The sequence below is a fragment of the Citrobacter sp. Cm046 genome (assembly GCF_030333065.1).
Taxonomy (GTDB): Bacteria; Pseudomonadota; Gammaproteobacteria; order Enterobacterales; family Enterobacteriaceae; genus Citrobacter; species Citrobacter murliniae.
This window is the reverse complement of sequence record NZ_JAOWGP010000007.1, coordinates 65,210-85,976: the sequence shown is the minus strand read 5'-3', so window position 1 is coordinate 85,976 and position 20,767 is coordinate 65,210. Positions and strand designations below refer to the sequence as shown.

Genomic DNA, 20,767 nt, shown 5'->3' with positions numbered 1-20,767 from the left:
GTGAGTGCGGCCAACAAGCCTGTAACGCGAAAGACGCAGGGGGACCTCTGGAGAGCTCTGTGATGAATGACAATATTTATCAGCGGATAGAAGACAGTGCGCGTTTCAGGGAATTAGTTGAAAAAAGGCAACGGTTTGCCGCTGTTCTGTCCATCATCATGCTGGTGGTTTATATCAGCTTTATTTTACTGATTGCCTTTGCGCCTGGCTGGCTGGGAACGCCGCTGCATGCGGGAACCAGCGTTACCCGGGGTATTCCGATTGGGGTGGGCGTGATCCTTATCTCCTTCATTCTGACCGGGATCTATATCTGGCGGGCAAACGGTGAATTCGATCGTCTTAACAATGCGGTTCTGCACGAGGTTAAAGCATCATGAAGAGAGTCCTGACGGCGCTTGCCGCCACGCTGCCCTTCGCCGCAAATGCGGCGGATGCTATTAGCGGTGCAGTCCAACGCCAGCCAACCAACTGGCAGGCGATTGTTATGTTCCTGATCTTCGTCGTCTTTACGCTCGGTATTACCTACTGGGCCTCTAAACGCGTACGGTCGCGTAACGACTATTACACCGCTGGCGGCAATATCACCGGCTTCCAGAACGGGCTGGCAATTGCTGGCGACTATATGTCAGCGGCCTCGTTTCTCGGGATTTCCGCGCTGGTCTTTACCTCTGGCTATGACGGTCTGATTTACTCGCTGGGCTTCCTGGTCGGCTGGCCAATCATTCTGTTCCTGATTGCTGAACGTCTGCGTAACCTTGGTCGTTACACCTTTGCTGACGTCGCCTCTTATCGCCTGAAACAAGGGCCAATTCGTATTCTGTCTGCCTGCGGTTCACTGGTGGTGGTGGCGCTGTACCTGATTGCTCAGATGGTAGGCGCCGGTAAACTTATCCAGTTGCTGTTCGGTCTGAACTATCACATTGCCGTGGTGCTGGTTGGCGTACTGATGATGATGTACGTGTTGTTCGGCGGCATGCTGGCAACTACGTGGGTGCAAATCATCAAAGCCGTACTGCTGTTGTTCGGCGCCAGCTTTATGGCATTCATGGTGATGAAACACGTCGGCTTCAGCTTCAACAACCTGTTCACCGAAGCCATGGCGGTACACCCGAAAGGGTCGGCCATTATGAGTCCTGGCGGGCTGGTAAAAGATCCGATCTCCGCGTTGTCGTTGGGACTCGGGTTAATGTTCGGTACTGCAGGATTGCCACATATTCTGATGCGCTTCTTCACGGTCAGCGATGCCCGCGAAGCGCGTAAGAGCGTGTTCTATGCCACCGGTTTTATGGGTTATTTCTACATTCTGACCTTTATCATCGGCTTTGGCGCCATCATGCTGGTCGGTGCTAATCCGGTGTACAAAGACGCGGCTGGCGCGCTGATTGGCGGTAATAACATGGCGGCGGTGCACCTGGCGAATGCGGTAGGCGGCAACCTGTTCCTCGGCTTTATCTCAGCCGTGGCATTTGCCACCATTCTGGCGGTGGTTGCCGGTCTGACGCTGGCAGGCGCATCAGCAGTTTCTCACGACCTGTATGCTAACGTGTTCCGCAAAGGCGCAACCGAGCGTGACGAACTGCGTGTTTCAAAAATTACTGTGCTGGTACTGGGCGTGATCGCTATCGTGCTCGGCGTATTGTTTGAAAATCAGAACATCGCCTTCATGGTGGGTCTGGCCTTCGCTATCGCTGCCAGCTGTAACTTCCCAATCATTCTGCTTTCTATGTACTGGTCAAAACTGACCACGCGAGGCGCTATGTTGGGTGGCTGGTTAGGTCTGTTGACGGCAGTAGTGCTGATGATTCTTGGCCCGACTATTTGGGTGCAAATTCTCGGCCACGAAAAAGCTATTTTCCCGTATGAATACCCGGCGCTGTTCTCTATCAGCGTTGCGTTCCTCGGGATTTGGTTCTTCTCCGCTACGGATAACTCAGCAGAAGGTAACCGTGAGCGGGAGCAGTTCCGTGCTCAGTTCATCCGTTCCCAGACCGGGTACGGTGTAGAGCAGGGTCGCGCGCACTAACTAATAGTCTCTCTCCTCCTCCGGCCTGCGGGTCGGAGGAGTTCATTTTCTCTCAAAACATCAATGTAGCCACCAGCGGTGCGACCAGAACCATCACCACACCGGAGAGCATCATCACCAGACTGGCGACAACTCCCTCCTGCTGACCAAGTTCATAAGAGCGCGCCGTACCCGCACCGTGGGACGCCGCACCAAATCCCGCCCCTTTCGCCATACCTTCGCGAATAGAGAGCCGCAGAAACAGCACATCGCCGACCGCCATACCGAACACGCCAGTAACCACTACGAACAACGCCACCAGATCCGGTTGACCGCCTAACGGCTCCGCCGCCGCCAACGCAAACGGTGTGGTGACAGAGCGTACTGCCAGACTGCGTTGGATCTCATCGGGTAACATGAACAAACGTGCCAGCCAGACGGAGCTGGTCACAGCCACCAACGTTGCTGTGATAACACCTGCTGTCAGAGACATCCAGTGGCGCTTAATCACCGCGAGATTATCGTAAACCGGAACGGCAAAAGCGATGGTCGCCGGGCCTAACAGCCACAGCAGCCAGTGAGATTCACCAATATAGTTTTGCCAGGAAATGTGGCCAAAAACCAGCATCAGTACCAACAGGGCCGGAGTAAGAACCAGCGGCATCAGCGGTAATTTACGAAAGCGGCGATACAGACGCTTGTTGGCAAAATAGATACCCAGCGTTATCACCAGGCAAAGCACGCTTAACTGGAAGTTACTCACGGTTTAACCTGCTCATTTCATAGCGATACACTTTATCTACTACCCATGCGGTTGCACCAAGTACCATCAGCGTACTGATCGCAATAACAGCAAAAATGCGCCAACCATCGACCAGCAACAGTTGCGTATAGTTCACGACAGCCACAACAGCCGGAACAAAAAACAGCAGCATTTCAGCCAGCAACCAGCGGGCGCCTGCACGTATCCAGTTAAGTGGGATAACCCGGCAGACAATCAACGCCAACATCAAAATCATCCCTACCAGATTGGCAGGAAGCGGCAGGTGTAGCCAGGAGACAAGATATTGGGCAAAAACAAATAAACCTGCGTACAACAGTACCTGAACGGGTATCTGGAGTCGGTGAATAACGGCAGGCGTCACGCGGCTTATCGCCACAGCCATGAGGGAATGTCCTTAAAAAATAGAGAGCGCCAGTATAGAGAGCCTCCCCCCAGGACTGAAATGAATTAAACTCATTGCAGGCATAGTCTTAAGGAATAATCATGGATATCAGAACGCTGCGATATTTTGTTGAGGTAGTACGTCAGCAGAGTTTCACCCGCGCAGCGGAGAAGCTCTTTGTCACCCAACCCACCATCAGCAAAATGTTGAAGAACCTTGAAGACGAGCTTAATTGCACGCTGTTAATTCGTGACGGACGTCGGCTGTTGTTGACCGACACCGGACAGGTGGTGTTTGAGCGTGGTCTGGCGATCCTGGCCGAATTTCGGCAACTCGAAGCAGAACTCAGCGACATTAACCATCTCAATAAAGGGATCCTGCGACTCGGGATCCCCCCGATGGTCGGCATGCTTATGGCGGGGCCAATCAGCCTGTTTCGCCAGCGCTATCCCGGCGTGGAACTGAAGGTATCTGAATTTGGCGGCTTAACCGTCCAGCAGGCAGTGATGAATGGCGATCTGGACGTGGCAATGACGGCGCTACCGGTCGAAGAAGAGAGCGGACTGGCAACCTTACCGCTTTTCAGCCACCCACTCTGCGTACTTGTGCCACGATCCGGCCAGTGGACAACCTGCGATTCCATTTCACCCGAAGCACTGGCTGAGCATCCGTTACTGATCTACAACGAAGATTTTGCTCTCAGCCGTCAGCTACTTGAACTGTTTAATCAGCACAACGTTAAGCCGCGAATCGCGGTGCGTAGCGGGCAGTGGGACTTTCTGGCGGCGATGGTGCAAGCCGGGGTCGGGATCGCTATTTTGCCAGAGCCGATCTGCCAGCGGCTGGATAAGCAGACGCTGCGCTGGATCCCGCTGGAAAGTAATTTACGCTGGCAGTTGGGCATGATTTGGCGTGAAGGCGTGTATCTGTCGCACAGCGCCCAGGCGTGGCTGAAATGTTGCGAAGGGTTTTGGTTAACGCAAGAGTCATAAATTGCCGGATGCGGCTTAACGCCTTATCCGGCCTACATCAGTATTGCCGATTCGTAGGCCGGATAAGCGTAGCGCCATCAGGCACGTTCGCCCGCATTAAAATCCATTATTTCACCAGCCCAATTTTGTGGGTACAAACCATTCCTCACATCACGATGGAATGTTGAAAAAGGCCATGCCTGTACCTGCTTTACCCAACCGTGCTTCACCGGGTTAATGTAAATATAATCAACATGCTGGCGATAATCGTGCTCATCACGGATGGTGTGCTCCCAAAAGCGAGATTGCCAGATATGTCGTGCAGACAATGAGCGAGTGAAATGCTTCTTAATTTCCCGCCAGCGGGAGGAAAAATCCGCATCATTGCCAGGTAACGTCCATATGCAATGCATATGCTCTGGTAATACGACCCACGCATTGATCTGAAATGGCCTAGCCTTTTTAACCGTAGCGATTGCACACCGAAGCGCGTGAATGTTGGCTGTCAGAAGATAGCTTCGACGGTCCTGCAAGTTCACCGTAAAAAACCAGGTGCCTCCATGGATGTAATTTCGTCGATAGTTGGACATGTTTCCCCCTTTCCTCAACCGTACGGAGAAAAGAGGGAATCGACAAGAAGGATGGATTCGTTCAGGAAAGCCGCTCGCAAATTACACGATGAATAATTTTTTTGCAGTCCTGGAAGCTGTGCGCCACCAGGCACAACCTTCGCCGGATGCGGCTTAACGCCTTATCCGGCCTACATCGGTATTGCCGGTTTGTAGGCCTGATAAGCGTAGCGCCATCAGGCACAACCGTTTATTGGTTCTCGATTAACAGCGCTTCCAGCAAATCCAGATCGTGCAGTAGCTTCTGCAACGTTTCATTGCTGATCTCACGCGTAGCACGCAGATGGTACAGCTCCGCCCGCTCTGAACGCAGTGCCGCCAGACGGAAGCGCCGTTCCAGGTTCTCTTCCTGCATGGAGCTTTCTACATCGTTTCGCCCATCGGCACGTCTACGCAAATTACCAATAACGCGGGAGCTCACCTCAGTCAGCAACTGATTATCAATATTCTCTTCGGTATCCGCAGCCAAACGCTCTTCCATTTTCTGGATGGCGACAATCGCCACTTCGGCCGTCGCCGCACGGGCAATGCGCTCTTCTTTCAGTTGCTGAGAGTGATCGGCCACTTCGAGATGTTGCAGCAGAATTGGCAGCATCACCACGCCAACAAACAGCGAGAACAGAATGACGCCAGCAGCAAGAAATACTAATTCATAACGCGCCGGGAAGCCGCTACCATCCGGCAGCAGTAACGGAATAGAGAGCACACCAGCCAGTGTGATTGCACCACGCACGCCGGCAAAGGACGCGATCAGGATTTCACGCGTCGTCCAGGAGCCAAACTCCATCGGCTTCTTCTTCAGGAAGCGCATGCTGAATTTTTTCATCGTCCACAGCCAGCCAAAACGCACCAGCATCAGCGCGACATAAATCAGGACGATATCAGTAAACAACATCCAGGTTTCGACGTTTGGATCGGCTTCTGCCGCCACCAGCGACGATTCCAGGATTCCTGGCAACTGCAGCCCTAACAGCAGGAATACCATGCCGTTAAAGACGAACTCCAGCATTGCCCAGGTGCTGTTAGCACGTAAACGCATCGCCAGAGGCGCGCGCCGCATTACGCCAGAACGGGTAATCGTCATCCCGGCAGCGACCGCGGCAAGGATCCCGGATACGCCAATGTGTTCAGCAATCAGGTAAGAAGCAAACGGCAGCAGGAACAGCAGGACGATTTGCGTTGCTGGCTCATCACCGCCCCAGCGGCTGAGAAAACGCAGAGAGCGGCCGTACAACCAACTGACAACAAAACCGGCCAGGATACCGCCAATCGCTACCTTGAAGAACTCAACCGTCGCACCGCCGACGGTAAACACCATCGTGCCCATTGCCACAGCGACGGCAAATTTCAGCGATACCAGGCCAGAAGCGTCGTTCATTAACGCTTCACCCTGCAGGATACCCATGATTTTCTTCGGTATACGCCCTTCACCGACAATGCCGGAAAGCGCGACGGCATCGGTTGGCGACAACACGGCAGCCAGTGCGAAAGCGGGGATCAGCGGAATTCCCGGCACCAGCCAGTAAATCATAAAACCAATCCCGATAACCGTGACCAGAACGAGCGCCAGCGCCAGGCCGAAGATCTCCCGACCGTGCTCGAGAAACTCACGCGTTGGCGTTTTCCAGCCGTCGGCAAACAACAAAGGAGGGATGAACAGAACCAGAAACAGTTCGGGGTCGAACTCCACATGCAAACCAAACGTCGGCCATGCCAGCGAGGCGCCAATGGCGATCTGCATGAGAGGTAAAGGGACCTGAAAGGGCAATACGCGAGTTAATACCCCCGACAACGAGACCACAAGGGTCATGATAAGTATGGTGAAGAAGATTTCCATGCGTTCCCTGTTTGCGATGTTTCTTATGATATGTGACGAGAAGCGTCGTGCCTCAATTCTATCTACTTCAGAGTAACGCAAAAGACAACGAGATGTGTTCTGAAAATAAAAACGGGCGGCAAAAGCCACCCGTTTTCAGGATCATCAGCGTATCAGGATCAGATAGCCCAACCGCCTGCGTAGAAGACTACCAGCGCTACAGCAATCACCACGGTCCCAATGTTTAGCTTGCGCCATTCACCAGAAACGATACGACCAATAACCAGCGTGGCAAAGCCAATCATAATGCCGGTAACGATGTTACAGGTCAGCACGATGAACACGGCTGTCACCAGACCCGCCATCGCATCAACAAAATCAGCGAAGTCGATTTTCGCCACATTGCTCAGCATCAACAGACCGACGTACATCAGTGCTGGAGCCGTTGCATAAGCAGGAACAAGATAAGAGAGCGGAGAGAGGAACAGGATCAGCAGGAATAAAACGCCGACGGTGATCGCCGTCAGACCAGTTTTACCGCCAGCCGCCGTACCTGCTGCGGATTCAATGTACACCGCCGCCGGTGCTGCGCCCACCAAACCGGAGAACACGCTGCTCAGGGAGTCGGTGGTTAACGCTTTGCCACCATCAATAATCTGCCCGTCTTTGTCCAGCAGATTCGCCTGCCCGGCCACGGCACGGATAGTACCCGTCGCATCGAAGACTGCAGTCATCACCAGCGCCAGCACGCTCGGCAGGACGACAGGGTTCAGTGCGCCCATAATATCCAGGCTACCAATCAGCGAATTACCTTCAGCATCGCTCAGAGAAGGCATAGCGAAAATACCGGAAAAGTGTACGGTGGGGTCGAAAATCAGGCCGACCACGGAAATACCAATAATGGTCAGTAAAATGCCGCCTGGTACTTTCAGTTTTTCAAGGCCAATAATCACCGCCAGACCAATCAGCGACATAATGACCGGGAAGGTATCGAAGTCACCCAGGGCAACCGGCAGACCATCCAGCGGATTCTTAATGACCAGACCAACACCGTTTGCCGCAATCAGCAGCAGGAACAGGCCGATACCAATACCGGTGCCGTGCGCAACACCTTGTGGCAGGTTGCGCAGGATCCAGCTACGAATACCGGTTGCAGAAATGATGGTAAACAGGACCCCCATCAGGAACACCGCACCCAGCGCGACAGGCACGCTGATATGCTGTCCCAGAACCAGGCTGAATGCAGTAAATGCCGTTAACGAAATGGCGCAACCAATAGCCAGCGGTAGGTTTGCCCACAGGCCCATCACAATCGAACCAACCCCTGCCACCAGACAGGTCGCCACAAATACAGCAGCAGGCGGGAACCCGGCTTTACCCAGCATTCCTGGAACCACGATAACAGAGTAGACCATCGCCAGGAACGTCGTTAATCCGGCAACGACTTCCTGACGGACGGTACTGCCACGGTGTGAAATTTTAAACCAGGCGTCGAGTGAACCGCCGGTACGCGCTGAAGGCGTAGACATAGAAAACATCCCCTGAGAGTTTATTTTTTCGTCCCTATGCGTGATGGACAATCCACTGCCTGCTAAACGTTTTCTCCATGTGCCAGGTTTGCGTCAATAGGGGTGTCGCAAAAAAGCAAACGTTTAGCTCCGCGCATAAAAAGACGGGTGGTAAAAAAAAGCAAACGATTATCCAGCGATCATACGACGGTTTTCAACTGAACTTTGCCAGTTTTTACTCATTTCTTCTTATAACGTACAAGAAATAGACAGTCGATGCGCAAACGTTATCGTCAATGCGCAATCTGGCAACAAATTTCGCTGAGTTGTCGCAACAATCGTTTTGTTTTGGACGCAAAGTTACGCAGAAAAATTGGTGGAGTTGTGGGAAATTTTTAGGCGAAAAAACCCTCAATACACTGGCAAATACCCTGAACTGGCTTACAATTAACTTATCAACACAAGCCGGAACCTCCCCTAATGTGCTCGACTGAGGGGTGTTGATGTCGGGGGAAACCCTCCCGTGAACCAGCGGGATAGAGTGAAAGACAAAGACCGGAACCAAACTAAAGCGCCCTCTGTGGCGCTTTAGTTTTATCCCCGTCATACTTCATGTTGTTTAAGGGATATGCCCATCGTATATTTCACATCAATCATCTTCCAGCAATCGCGCCCCTGTCCCCTGCTCACCAAGCTGATCGCCTGGGTTACGCAACGGACAATCGCTGCGCGACAAACAACCACAACCAATGCAGCCGTCCAGCTCATCTCGTAACGCCACCAGGGTATGAATGCGTCGATCCAGTTCCTCACGCCATTGCGACGAGAGTTGCTTCCACTCTTTCGCACTAAGCGAGTGCCCTTCTGGCAAGACACCGAACGCGTCGCCAATCGTCGCCAGCGGAATACCTATGCGCTGAGCAATCTTGATAATCGCGACATAGCGCAGCACATCACGTTTATATCGACGCTGATTGCCGCTATTGCGCATGCTACTGATTAAGCCTTTGCTTTCATAGAAATGCAAAGTTGATACCGCCACACCGCTACGTTTTGCGACTTCACCAGGCGTTAGCAGAGCTTTTATGCGGGGTAATTTCTTTTCCATAAATCGCTTTACCTCAAGTTAACTTGAGGAATTATACTCGCCCACAGACAAAACGACGAATCGAACACTGAGCAAGAGGCAACTATATGTCCCATCAGCAAATTATTCAGACCCTTATTGAATGGATTGATGAACATATCGACCAACCGCTGAATATTGAGGTGGTCGCGAAAAAATCAGGCTATTCGAAGTGGTATTTACAGCGGATGTTCCGCACGGTGATGCGTCAGACGCTGGGCGACTATATCCGTCAGCGTCGACTTCTGCTGGCCGCTGTCGAGTTGCGTAACACCGAGCGGCCTATTTTTGATATCGCGATGGATCTGGGTTATGTATCGCAACAAACGTTCTCACGCGTGTTCCGCCGCGAGTTTGATCGTACTCCCAGCGACTACCGTCATCGCCTGTAAGATTATTGCCCGCTTTGCGACAGTATGGCGGGCGATCGCTGGAGCCAGTGCATGAATTCCTGTGGCGGCAACGCCTTCGCGAAGTACCATCCCTGACAGTACTGTACGCCGCGCTCCAGCAGCCACTTGATCTGCTCCGACGTTTCTACACCTTCTGCAATAGTTTTCAGATGTAAACTTTGTGCCATCTCGATGATATGTTCCGCAATCAGGTGGCTGGTGCTATTGGTGGCTAGCGTACTGATAAAAGATTTATCGATCTTCAGAATATCAACATTCAATGAAGACAGGTTATGCAGGTTGGAATACCCCGTACCAAAATCATCAAACGCGACTTCATAACCCGCCTGACGAAATGCCTGGATGACCGGGGTCATTTTATGCACATCAATAAATCCGCGTTCAGTCACCTCAACTTTAATCTGCTGCGCTTGCACCGAATACTCGCGTGTTTTATCGGCAATTAAGGCAATCAGTCGGGATGAATGAAAATCAGAAGCGGAAAGGTTTATTGAGATATAAAGCTGAGGGTGCGCCGATAAAAAATAGCCCAGATCGTTGAACACTTCTTCCACCACGTAATCCGTGATCTTCTCTATCATTCCCTCTTTTTCTGCCAGCGGAATAAATTCTGTCGGACTCATTACTTCACCTTTTCCGCCAGGCCAGCGCAGCAAAGCTTCGGCCCCGACGCATTTACCATTTTTGATATCAATGATTGGCTGGTAATGCAGACAAAGCTGACGTTTTTTGATCGCGCGTTTTAACAGGCGGCGGGGAGAGTAGTATTGCTGACGCGTACGCCACCACATTAACAGTATCAGAATGCTGCTAATTGCCCCGAAGGGAAGTGTTAACGCAGCTTCATGATAGAAATTTTGAATTACGCGATCGCCTGTCGTCGACACAATAATCGCAATTGGCCGCTTTTCAGAACGAACGATGGTATAGAAGCGATTACCTTGCTGGAACGTAGAGGCTGCGCCGCGCACCAACGGCAATAATTGCGCAACGTTTACCCCTTCACTTGCAGAGAAGAAGGAATCCGTAACCGTATCATATACTCCCCAGGCCAGACCTGGATCGTCTGACATTACCTCGCTGTAAGATAATGGATTGATAACGACAACGTAGTTTCCCCTTTGCATATACGTCATTCTGTAGCCGGAGAAAAAAGGCGTATCGCGATAGTAATAGATGGAGATGTCCGGTGTACGCTTATAGTCAGCGGTCGGCATAATATACGAGGCAGGGGGTACTAACGATGTGGAGCACAAAAAACGATCAGCCTGCGCATAAATTAGCTCACTGATATATAAGCGACCGCGAATAATATTCAGCATGCTTTTCTGATGTTCAGGGGTACACATCTTCCCTTGATACAGTTGGGCCATATCGCGAGCTAAATCAGCCTGCTGGATCACCAGTTCCGTTTTATTTAACACCAGTTGAGCAAAAGAGCGGAGTTGATTGCGGGTTTCGGACATTGCCCTCAAGTGAGCAAACCATAACGCCAGTACCACGGGGAGCATTACCACCATGAACGTTCCGAGGAGCCTCAGCGTCTTGCGTCGCGCACTGTGAGTCATGTCAGCCCTATTTCCCTGTATCGTATATGCCAGTACCCATCAAGGCAGGATGCTATAAACACCAGCTAGCTAAGTTGCATGAATCTATCAGTATTAGCAACAGACTTCTCTATGTAAAAGTCTGATATTAGTTGATGATGATATTATTTTTCCGTAAGCCAAACTTAGAGTTTAGCTTATTCAGGAACAACATTATCCAGAAGTCGTAATGTTTTATGGGCGTAATACTGGCTGCATAAAAAAAACACATTAAAAAATTTAAAGATTAATTTAGGATAAAGATAACAGGCAGTATGAATGCATCTTATATTGTGAATACTTTATTATCTGCTCGCTCTCAATATAACCACAATTTTAGCATGGCTATAAGCCGACAAAAATAGCGTTCAACACTGGTGAACAAACGAGCACATGTGATATAGTTCACAAAAATCATGTAACAGAAACAACGTTTCATTCATGTAAATGCCCGTCGATAGCCAGAGAGCCACACCCCCTGTGAATCCCCCCGCGCTGTCCTGGGCATCAGATTTTCTGAGGACATTTTTCATGGCAACAATAACAACTGGCGTGGTTCTTCTGCGGTGGCAACTGCTCAGCGCGGTGCTCATGTTTTTAGCCAGTATGCTCAATATTCGGTTTCGTAAATCAGATTATATTGGTCTGGCTGTCATCAGCAGCGGTTTAGGGGTTGTTTTTGCCTGCTGGTTTGCGACCGGATTACTTGGTATCACTCTGGTGGATGTCTCTGCTATCTGGAAGAACATCGAATCTGTAATGGTGGAAGTAATGAGCCATACACCACCAGACTGGCCGATGGTACTGACCTGACCCCAATGAGCCTCCTGCATGGAGGCTTTTTATTACCCACAAAATCAGTCAATTATTCTCTCTCATGTACAAATTCCTCCGCCAACATTGAAATGATAACCATTCTCATATTAACATGCCGCCGTGATGATTAACTGTTGAAACTATCGGCCATGTCTAATCCTGCTCAGTGCGCCCCTCTCTCGTTTGAATCGTTGTACCGTGCGCATCACGGTTGGTTAACCCACTGGCTGACGCGAAAATTACAATCAGCATTCGATGCCGATGATGTCGCTCAGGATACTTTTCTACGTGTTATCAATGGTGAGTCACTCGCCGCCATTCGCGATCCAAAATCATTTTTATGCACCATCGCTAAGCGGGTAATGATCGACCTGTTCCGCCGTAATGCACTGGAAAGAGCGTATCTGGAGATGCTCGCACAGTTACCCGAAGCGCTGGCACCTTCTGCAGAAGAAAAGCAGTCTCATCTTGAAACGTTACAACTTGTTGACCAGATGCTGGACGGACTGAGCACCAAAGCCAGATATGCCTTCCTGCTTTCTCAACTCGATGGTCTTACTTATAGCGATATCGCGCAGCGACTGAGCGTATCGGTAAGCTCGGTGAAAAAGTACGTCGCTAAAGCCACTGAGCACTGCCTGCTGTTCCGTCTGGAGCACGACCTGTGAAAACAACACTTACCGATTCCCGTCGCCAGGCATTACGTTCAGCCTCTCACTGGTACGCTGTACTGACCGGTGAACGTGTCAGCCCTCAGCAGGAAGCCCGCTGGCAACAATGGTATGAACAGGACAGAGATCACCAGTGGGCATGGCAGCAGGTTGAAAATCTGCGTTGCCAGATGAACAGCGTACCAGGAAACCTTGCCAGTCGGACGTTGAATGATACCCGCCTGACTCGTCGCCATGTGCTGAAAGGCTTGCTGATCCTCGCCTGTGCAGGAAGCGGCTGGTCGCTCTGGCACTCAGAAACAGGGGAAGGGTTACGCGCGGATTACCGGACCGCGAAAGGGCAAATCCAGCGACAAAAACTGCAAGATGGCACTCTACTTTCACTGAATACCGACAGCGCAGTAAACGTAAAATTTGACGATCAGCAACGCCTGGTACGCCTGTGGTACGGTGAAATTGCAATTACCACCGGGAAAGATGATCTACAGCGCCCCTTCCGTGTACAGACGCGTCAGGGGCAACTCACCGCACTGGGTACAGAATTTACTGTTACCCAACTGAGCGATGAAACGCACCTTAGCGTCCATCAGCATGCGGTTGAAGTGCGTCTTGCCAGCGATCCCCACCAAATACGGGTGATCCAGCAGGGTGAAATGCTGGTTTTCAGCGCATCACAATTTGGTCATGTACAGCCGCTTAATAACGAATCAGCGAGTTGGACGCAAGGCGTGCTCAGCTTCAGCGACAAACCACTGGAAGACGTTATTACCACTCTCTCTCGCTATCGCCCCGGCATTCTGCGCTGCGATCCTGCCATCGCCGGATTACGTCTGACAGGAACTTTTCCATTAGGAAATACTGATGCAGTGCTGAATGCGATAGCCAAAACACTCCCCGTTAAAATTCAGTTTGTTACCCGCTATTGGGTCACTCTCAGCCCCATCAGTTAAACGATAACGAAAAAAATTATCATTTCCATTGTCCCTTTTCCTCTGGTCGTTCGACTTCATTAATGAAAATACAAAATAATATGATGGAGACGTGATGGCCTTTCATAACACAGCATCTCTGGGGATGTGGATTCGTTTAAGCCTGCTCCCGCTCGCCGGGCTGGCTTCGCTCCCTGCAATCGCGACACAATTTAATATTGCCGCAGGGGATTTAGACAAAGCGCTGAACCAGTACGCTACGCGCAGCGGTATTATTCTGTCGGTTGATGCCTCGCTGACGCGCGGCAAACACAGCGATGGTCTGCAAGGGGACTTTAATCTCGACGAGGGTCTGCATGCGCTATTAAAAGGCAGTGGCCTGCAGGAGAAATCGCTCGGAGATAACACCTGGACGCTGGAACCCGCCCCCGTTGCGACTGAAGACTCATTGACTGTGGTCGGCGACTGGCTGGGCGATGCCCGTGAAAACGACGTCTTTGAACATGCCGGAGCACGTGACGTTATCCGCCGCGATGATTTTATCAAAACCGGTGCAACGACAATGCGCGAAGCGCTTAACCGTATTCCTGGCGTCAACGCCCCAGAAAATAACGGTACCGGCAGCCACGATCTGGCAATGAACTTCGGCATTCGCGGCCTCAACCCACGCCTGGCAAGCCGTTCAACGGTGCTTATGGACGGCATCCCCGTTCCGTTTGCCCCCTACGGTCAACCACAACTCTCGCTAGCACCGGTCTCTCTGGGCAATATGGATGCCATTGATGTGGTTCGCGGCGGCGGCGCGGTGCGCTATGGACCGCAAAGTGTCGGCGGCGTAGTGAACTTCGTCACCCGCGCGATCCCACAAGACTTCGGTATTGAAGCCGGGACGGAGGGGCAACTGAGTCCAACCTCATCACAAAATAATCCGAAAGAAACGCACAATCTGATGATTGGCGGCACGGCAGATAACGGCTTCGGCTCTGCTCTGCTCTATTCCGGCACCCGTGGTAGTGACTGGCGTGAACACAGCGCCACCCGTATCGACGATATCATGCTAAAAAGCAAATATTCGCCGAACGAAGTCCACTCATTCAATAGTCTTTTGCAATACTACGATGGTGAAGCCGACATGCCTGGTGGACTGTCTCGCGCCGACTATGACGCCGACCGCTGGCAATCCACCCGTCCATATGATCGCTTCTGGGGCCGCAGAAAACTGGCCAGCCTCGGGTACCAGTTCCAGCCGGACAGCCAACATAAATTCAATATCCAGGGCTTTTATACACAAACCCTGCGTAGCGGTTTTCTGGATCAGGGAAAAAATCTCACGCTTTCGCCACGTTACTACTGGGTTCGCGGCATTGAACCACGCTACAGCCAGAGCTTTATGATCGGCTCTTCCGCGCATGAAGTCGGTGTAGGTTATCGCTATGTCAACGAATCAACGCATGAGATGCGCTATTTCAGCGCAGCAGCGAGTGGGCAGTTACCTTCAACATCCAGCCCACACGATCGTGATACCCGCTCCGGTACTGAAGCGCATGCCTGGTATCTGGATGACAGAATTGATATCGGCAACTGGACCATTACGCCAGGTATGCGTTTTGAGCATATCGAGTCGTATCAGAACAACAACATCAAAAAAACACATCAGGAAGTGAGCTATAACGCTCCGCTTCCGGCATTGAACGTTCTCTATCATCTTACAGACAGCTGGAATCTCTATGCCAACACAGAAGGCTCATTCGGCACCGTACAGTACAGCCAAATTGGCAAGGCTGTGGAAAGCGGCAACGTGGAACCGGAAAAAGCGCGAACCTGGGAGCTCGGAACCCGATACGACGGCGGAGCGTTAACGGCGGAAATGGGGTTGTTCCTGATTAACTTTAATAATCAGTACGACTCTAACCAAACCAATGACACCGTTACCGCACGCGGCAAAACGCGCCATACCGGCCTGGAAACTCAGGCTCGTTACGATCTCGGCAGCCTGACGCCCACGTTCGATAACGTATCCATCTATGCAAACTACGCCTATGTAAACGCCGAAATTCGTGAAAAAGGCGATACCTACGGCAACCAGGTTCCTTTCTCGCCGAAACATAAAGGCACGCTCGGTGTGGATTACAAGCCGGGTAGCTGGACCTTCAACCTGAACAGCGATTTCCAGTCCAGCCAGTTTGCAGATAATGCAAACACTGAGAAAGAGAGCGCAGACGGCAGCACCGGACGGATCCCCGGCTATATGCTGTGGGGAGCTCGCGTGGCGTATGACTTCGGCCCACAAATGGCAGACCTGAATCTGGCATTCGGTGTGAAGAACATTTTCGACCATGAGTACTACACCCGCTCGTATGACGATAACAACAAAGGTATCTACACCGGACAGCCCCGCACGCTGTACCTGCAAGGCTCGCTGAAGTTCTGATAAGGGTTCTTTTTCCGAGAGCGACGTATACCCCAAATAATTCGAGTTGCTTGTAGGCGGCAACAGAGCGAAGCCCCTGGAGCTTACACAAGTAAGTGACTGGGGTGAGTAAGGGCAGCCAACACCCAACCAGCTTGAAGAATGACGGGTATAAACACTCATCTGGCCTGCAGGTACACCAATGCAGGCCAGAAAACACTGCGCTATCCGGCTCCGGGAGTACATATGTTGGCATATTTTCGTTTTCTATTTGCAGGTCTGATGCTGGTAGCCAGCCACACCTTTGCCGCCACGGTTCAGGATGAACATGGCTCTTTTACACTCGACAAAACACCACAGCGGATTGTGGTGCTGGAACTGTCGTTTGCCGATGCGCTGGCCGCGGTGGAGATAAGTCCGGTGGGGATTGCCGATGATGGTGATGCGGGCCGCATTCTTCCGGAGGTTCGCGCGCATCTAAAACCCTGGCAATCTGTCGGTACGCGCGCCCAGCCAAGTCTGGAGGCTATCAGCGCCCTGAAGCCAGACCTGATTATTGCCGACAGCCACCGCCACGCTGGCATCTATAGTGCATTACAGCAGATCGCCCCGGTTCTGTTGCTTAAATCCCGCAACGAAACCTACGCAGAAAATCTGCAATCAGCCGCAATTATCGGGAATATTGTCGGTAAGAAAGAGCAGATGACCGCACGACTGGAACAACATCGCCAGAAGATGGCTCAATGGGCCGAACTTCTCCCGCAAGGGGCCAGCGTGGTATTTGGAACCTCTCGCGAACAGCAGTTCAATCTGCACTCCAGCGAGACCTATACCGGGGGCGTATTAACGGCTCTGGGCCTGAACGTCCCCCCAGCAATCGCAGGTGCGCCCATCCCCTCGATAGGCCTTGAACAACTCCTGGCGATCAATCCGTCATGGCTGCTGGTGGCACACTATCGCGAGGAAAGTATCGTTAAACGCTGGCAACAGGACTCATTGTGGCAAATGCTTGATGCGGTGAAAAAACAGCAAATTGCCGCCGTTGACAGTAATGCCTGGGCCAGAATGCGCGGCATTTTTGCTGCCGAGCGCATTGCCAGCGATACGGTAAAGGTCTTTCAGCACCAGTCAGTTGACGATATGAAATGACTTACCCTAAACATCCAGCGCTGTTGTGGGGTATTCCCGCTGCGGCGCTTATCGCTATTTTCTGGCTGAGTCTGTTTTGCTACTCAGCCATCCCTGTTTCCGGTATGGATGCTTTAGGCACGTTGATCCCCGGCCATACGCTGACGCTCCCGCAAACGCTGGTCCACAATCTCCGCTTACCCAGAAGCCTGGTCGCGATTCTGGTGGGAGCAAGCCTGGCGCTAGCCGGATCGCTACTGCAAACCCTGACCCATAACCCACTGGCCTCGCCTTCCCTGCTCAGTATCAACAGCGGTGCCGCGCTGGCAATGGCGCTCACCAGCGCCCTCAATCCCACGCCAGTGGCAGGATATCCACTTGCCATCGTCGCAACCTGTGGTGGTGGTATAAGTTGGATGCTGGTCATGATCGCCGGAGGCGGTTTTCGTCATACACAGGAGCGAAACCGGCTGATCCTCGCCGGGATCGCGCTTTCCGCCTTTTGTATGGCATTCACCCGGATCACGCTACTGCTGGCTGAAGATCATACCTGGGGCATTTTTTACTGGCTGGCTGGCGGTGTGTCACATGTTCGCTGGCAGGATTTCTGGCATCTGTTCCCGATTGTGGCGATAGCAGCGCCGGCGATCCTGCTGCTGGCAACCCAGCTTAACTTGCTGAATATAGGGGATAGTACCGCCCACACGTTGGGAGTAAATCTGCCGAAATTGCGATTTACCATCAATATTCTGGTACTGGCGTTAGTCGGTGCCTGCGTCAGCGTGGCGGGCCCCGTGGCATTTGTCGGTCTGCTGATGCCACATCTGGCACGATTCTGGATTGGGTACGATCAGCGCAAGGTTCTGCCTATGAGCATGTTGTTGGGTGCTACGTTCATGCTGCTGGCTGACGTTTTGGCCCGCGCCCTGGCCTTTCCTGGTGATTTACCTGCCGGTGCAGTGCTGGCGCTAATCGGCGCACCGTGTTTTGTCTGGCTGGTCAGGAGGCGCGGATGAGAACCTCCCTGGTGATGTTGATTGCGCTGGCTCTGCTGGTATTCGCCTCGCTGTCGCTACAGATGGGGATGATCCCTGTTCCCTGGCGAGCACTGCTGACTGACTGGCGTCCCGACAGCACACACTATTACGTATTGATGGAATACCGTCTGCCAAGACTGATTCTGGCGATATTCGTTGGTGCCGCGTTAGCGGTTTCTGGCGTGCTGGTACAAGGCATTGTACGCAACCCGCTGGCCTCACCGGACATTCTCGGCGTCAACCATGCGGCCAGTCTTGCGGCAGTGAGTGGATTGCTGTTACTGCCCTCGCTGCCAGCAATTTTTCTGCCGCTACTGGCATTTGGCGGCGGCATTGCAGCGTTGTTGCTGCTACGCATACTGGCCGATACCACGCAGCCAATGCGGCTGGCGTTAACAGGCGTGGCGCTTTCCGCCTGCTGGGCGAGCATGACGGATTACCTGATGCTTTCACATCCGCAGGATGTAAACAGTGCTTTGTTGTGGCTCACCGGAAGTTTGTGGGGGCGCGACTGGACGTTTGTAAAAATCGCGGTGCCATTGCTGGCGGTGTTTCTTCCCCTTAGCCTGCGTTTTTGCCGCGACCTCGACCTGCTGGCACTGGGCGATGCGCGCGCGGCGACGCTTGGCGTGGCCGTTCCGCGCGTAAAATTTTGCGGGCTAATGCTGGCGGTGGCGATGGCCGCAACCGGAGTAGCCGTTTGTGGACCAATCAGTTTTATTGGTCTGGTGGTGCCACACATGGTGCGCAAAATGACCGGCGGTCGCCATCGCTGGCTGCTGCCAGTTTCCGCGCTAACTGGCGCTTTGCTGTTGCTGGTCGCCGATCTGCTGGCGCGAATTATCCATCCCCCGCTGGAGCTTCCTGCAGGGGTACTGACAGCCATCATCGGCGCACCATGTTTTGTCTGGCTGCTTGTGAGAATGCGTTAAATGAAATTACATACCGAAAATCTGACCGTCAACTATGGTACTCGCCAGGTTCTGGACGGACTTACGCTCGCACTGCCGTCAGGGAAAATTACCGCACTACTGGGACCAAACGGCTGCGGAAAATCAACTCTGTTGAACTGCTTTTCGCGTCTGCTCATCCCAACATCGGGTACCGTGATGCTCGACGACCAGCCGATTGACAGCCTGTCATCACGCCAGTTAGCCCAACGTCTGGCGCTGCTACCCCAACATCACCTTACTCCTGAGGGGATCACCGTCCGGGAGTTGGTGAGTTACGGTCGCAGCCCCTGGCTTTCCTTATGGGGACGACTTTCTATCGGAGATCATTCCCGGGTCAACGTTGCAATGGAGAAAACGCAGATGCATGCTCTGGCAGACAGACGTTTAACCGAGCTGTCTGGCGGTCAGCGCCAGCGAGCATTTCTGGCCATGATGCTGGCGCAGGACACTCCTGTCGTGTTGCTTGATGAGCCGACGACCTGGCTGGATATTAATCATCAGGTCGAACTAATGCGGTTGATGGACGAGCTCAAGGCGCAGGGAAAAACGGTAGTGACGGTACTGCACGATCTGAATCAGGCGAGCCGCTATTGCGATCACCTCGTCGTGCTGGCAAATGGTCGCGTGACGGCGCAGGGAACACCAGAAGTGGTAATGCAGCCGGAAATGCTAAAAAGAGTGTTTAGCGTGGAAGCAGAGATCCACCCGGAGCCAATATCAGGAAGGCCGATGTGCGTGGTGGTGTAATACTTTCAAGGGCAGAGATTTGGGATGCAATCGAGCCGGACATTTTACGTTTCCCGAAACAAAAAAGGCCCTTTACGGGCCTTTTTAGCAGAATGCTTAGAACGGGATGTCGTCGTCAAAGTCCATCGGCGGTTCGTTAGACGGTGCTGCCGGAGCTGACTGCTGCGGACGAGACTGAGCACCGCCGCTAAACTGATTGCCACCCTGCGGCTGTTGAGGCTGACCCCAACCACCCTGCTGACCACCACCCGCGTTACCACCAGCAGGAGCGCCACCACCCTGACGGCCACCCAGCATTTGCATGGTGCCGCCTACGTTTACGACCACTTCAGTGGTGTACTTTTCTACGCCAGACTGATCGGTCCATTTGCGGGTACGCAGCTGACCTTCGATGTAGACCTGAGAACCTTTACGCAGATATTCGCTGGCAACTTCTGCCAGTTTGCCAAACAGCACAACGCGGTGCCATTCAGTCTGCTCTTTCATCTCACCGGTCGCTTTATCACGCCAGGATTCGGAAGTAGCCAGCGTAATGTTGGCAACTGCGCCACCATTCGGCATATAGCGTACTTCCGGGTCCTGGCCCAGATTACCGACGAGAATCACCTTGTTTACGCCTCTGCTGGCCATGATCGTGTCTCCTGAAAAACGTTTCTTAATAAGTGTAAGCGCGGGATTGTAGCATTTCCAATAGCGCTTTTACTACGTTGGGAGGTCGATTCCAGTAAACAACCTCAGCCAGACATTGTTGCACAGACACCTGCGTTTTGCATTCCAATACTGTATATCCATTCAGGTTAGGTTGTGTCATAATTAACCGTTTGTGATCGCCGGTAGCACCATGCAGCCAGGCAAAAAA

20 protein-coding genes are annotated in these 20,767 nt (G+C 52.4%); 12 read left to right on the top strand and 8 right to left on the bottom strand.

Going from position 1 to position 20,767, the window contains the following annotated elements; genetic code table 11:
- Nucleotides 1-62: 62 nt before the first annotated feature.
- Both OGX98_RS00430 and actP read left to right on the top strand, forming a co-directional pair.
- Nucleotides 63-377 (top strand): DUF485 domain-containing protein, encoded by a 315-nt coding sequence (locus OGX98_RS00430; RefSeq protein ID WP_045438627.1) that lies wholly within the window; start codon nucleotides 63-65, stop codon nucleotides 375-377.
- Nucleotides 374-2,023 carry a cation/acetate symporter ActP gene (actP, locus tag OGX98_RS00425; RefSeq protein WP_045438625.1) on the top strand — a complete coding sequence of 550 codons (1,650 nt, stop codon included), beginning with the start codon at nucleotides 374-376 and terminating at the stop codon, nucleotides 2,021-2,023. Before OGX98_RS00430 ends, actP begins: the two co-directional genes overlap by 4 nt.
- A gap of 52 nt (nucleotides 2,024-2,075) precedes the next feature.
- Here actP and OGX98_RS00420 read toward each other — a convergent pair whose 3' ends face one another.
- Nucleotides 2,076-2,765, bottom strand: coding sequence for an LrgB family protein (locus OGX98_RS00420; protein ID WP_286594684.1), 690 nt, complete (start codon nucleotides 2,763-2,765; stop codon nucleotides 2,076-2,078).
- The gene (locus OGX98_RS00415) at nucleotides 2,758-3,168 is read right to left on the bottom strand and encodes a CidA/LrgA family protein (RefSeq protein WP_045438618.1); all 411 of its coding nucleotides are present in this window, start codon (nucleotides 3,166-3,168) and stop codon (nucleotides 2,758-2,760) included. The genes OGX98_RS00420 and OGX98_RS00415 overlap by 8 nt, the downstream gene beginning before the upstream one ends.
- 101 nt (nucleotides 3,169-3,269) lie before the next feature.
- Here OGX98_RS00415 and OGX98_RS00410 point away from each other — a divergent pair, with 101 nt between their 5' ends.
- Nucleotides 3,270-4,160: a LysR family transcriptional regulator gene (locus OGX98_RS00410; protein WP_045438614.1), complete on the top strand. Its 891-nt coding sequence runs from the start codon at nucleotides 3,270-3,272 to the stop codon at nucleotides 4,158-4,160.
- Nucleotides 4,161-4,237: 77 nt separating this feature from the next.
- Here the strand turns inward: OGX98_RS00410 and OGX98_RS00405 are convergent, their stop codons facing one another.
- The 4 genes from OGX98_RS00405 to soxR all read right to left on the bottom strand — a co-directional run bounded on the left by OGX98_RS00405 (nucleotide 4,238) and on the right by soxR (nucleotide 9,200).
- Nucleotides 4,238-4,729 (bottom strand): REP-associated tyrosine transposase, encoded by a 492-nt coding sequence (locus OGX98_RS00405; RefSeq protein ID WP_225760368.1) that lies wholly within the window; start codon nucleotides 4,727-4,729, stop codon nucleotides 4,238-4,240.
- Nucleotides 4,730-4,958: 229 nt separating this feature from the next.
- Entirely contained in the window at nucleotides 4,959-6,605 is a 1,647-nt protein-coding gene (locus tag OGX98_RS00400; RefSeq protein WP_045438610.1) for a Na+/H+ antiporter, read from the bottom strand.
- 158 nt (nucleotides 6,606-6,763) lie between these two features.
- Nucleotides 6,764-8,113: a guanine/hypoxanthine transporter GhxP gene (ghxP, locus tag OGX98_RS00395; protein WP_048222415.1), complete on the bottom strand. Its 1,350-nt coding sequence runs from the start codon at nucleotides 8,111-8,113 to the stop codon at nucleotides 6,764-6,766.
- A gap of 628 nt (nucleotides 8,114-8,741) precedes the next feature.
- Nucleotides 8,742-9,200 (bottom strand): redox-sensitive transcriptional activator SoxR, encoded by a 459-nt coding sequence (gene soxR, locus OGX98_RS00390; RefSeq protein ID WP_045438603.1) that lies wholly within the window; start codon nucleotides 9,198-9,200, stop codon nucleotides 8,742-8,744.
- 86 nt (nucleotides 9,201-9,286) lie between these two features.
- Here soxR and soxS point away from each other — a divergent pair, with 86 nt between their 5' ends.
- A complete protein-coding gene (gene soxS / locus OGX98_RS00385) occupies nucleotides 9,287-9,610 on the top strand; it encodes a superoxide response transcriptional regulator SoxS (protein WP_045438598.1) in 324 nt (107 codons plus the stop codon).
- 2 nt (nucleotides 9,611-9,612) lie between these two features.
- On the opposite strand, the gene pdeC is transcribed toward soxS, so the two are convergent.
- Nucleotides 9,613-11,199, bottom strand: coding sequence for a cyclic di-3',5'-guanosine monophosphate phosphodiesterase PdeC (gene pdeC, locus OGX98_RS00380; protein ID WP_048222417.1), 1,587 nt, complete (start codon nucleotides 11,197-11,199; stop codon nucleotides 9,613-9,615).
- A gap of 549 nt (nucleotides 11,200-11,748) precedes the next feature.
- On the opposite strand from pdeC, the gene OGX98_RS00375 reads away from it, so the two are divergent.
- The 8 genes from OGX98_RS00375 to fecE all read left to right on the top strand — a co-directional run bounded on the left by OGX98_RS00375 (nucleotide 11,749) and on the right by fecE (nucleotide 19,908).
- Nucleotides 11,749-12,030: a YjcB family protein gene (locus OGX98_RS00375; RefSeq protein WP_045438590.1), complete on the top strand. Its 282-nt coding sequence runs from the start codon at nucleotides 11,749-11,751 to the stop codon at nucleotides 12,028-12,030.
- A gap of 152 nt (nucleotides 12,031-12,182) precedes the next feature.
- On the top strand, nucleotides 12,183-12,701 hold the full coding sequence (fecI, locus tag OGX98_RS00370; protein ID WP_045438588.1) for a ferric citrate uptake sigma factor FecI: 519 nt from the start codon (nucleotides 12,183-12,185) through the stop codon (nucleotides 12,699-12,701).
- Nucleotides 12,698-13,654 carry a ferric citrate uptake sigma factor regulator FecR gene (gene fecR, locus OGX98_RS00365; protein ID WP_286594683.1) on the top strand — a complete coding sequence of 319 codons (957 nt, stop codon included), beginning with the start codon at nucleotides 12,698-12,700 and terminating at the stop codon, nucleotides 13,652-13,654. The genes fecI and fecR overlap by 4 nt, the downstream gene beginning before the upstream one ends.
- A 94-nt stretch (nucleotides 13,655-13,748) precedes the next feature.
- The gene (gene fecA / locus OGX98_RS00360; protein ID WP_045438582.1) at nucleotides 13,749-16,064 is read left to right on the top strand and encodes a TonB-dependent Fe(3+) dicitrate receptor FecA; all 2,316 of its coding nucleotides are present in this window, start codon (nucleotides 13,749-13,751) and stop codon (nucleotides 16,062-16,064) included.
- Between the two features lie 225 nt (nucleotides 16,065-16,289).
- A complete protein-coding gene (locus OGX98_RS00355) occupies nucleotides 16,290-17,192 on the top strand; it encodes a Fe(3+) dicitrate ABC transporter substrate-binding protein FecB (RefSeq protein ID WP_286594682.1) in 903 nt (300 codons plus the stop codon).
- Complete coding sequence (fecC, locus tag OGX98_RS00350) at nucleotides 17,189-18,187, top strand: iron-dicitrate ABC transporter permease FecC (RefSeq protein WP_286594681.1); 999 nt, start codon at nucleotides 17,189-17,191, stop codon at nucleotides 18,185-18,187. Before OGX98_RS00355 ends, fecC begins: the two co-directional genes overlap by 4 nt.
- A complete protein-coding gene (gene fecD / locus OGX98_RS00345) occupies nucleotides 18,184-19,140 on the top strand; it encodes a Fe(3+) dicitrate ABC transporter permease subunit FecD (RefSeq protein ID WP_284097395.1) in 957 nt (318 codons plus the stop codon). Before fecC ends, fecD begins: the two co-directional genes overlap by 4 nt.
- Nucleotides 19,141-19,908 (top strand): Fe(3+) dicitrate ABC transporter ATP-binding protein FecE, encoded by a 768-nt coding sequence (gene fecE / locus OGX98_RS00340; protein WP_286594680.1) that lies wholly within the window; start codon nucleotides 19,141-19,143, stop codon nucleotides 19,906-19,908. It begins immediately after the preceding gene.
- Between the two features lie 96 nt (nucleotides 19,909-20,004).
- Here fecE and ssb1 read toward each other — a convergent pair whose 3' ends face one another.
- Nucleotides 20,005-20,538, bottom strand: a complete 534-nt coding sequence (ssb1, locus tag OGX98_RS00335) for a single-stranded DNA-binding protein SSB1 (protein WP_045438572.1) — start codon at nucleotides 20,536-20,538, stop codon at nucleotides 20,005-20,007.
- Nucleotides 20,539-20,767 lie beyond the last annotated feature (229 nt).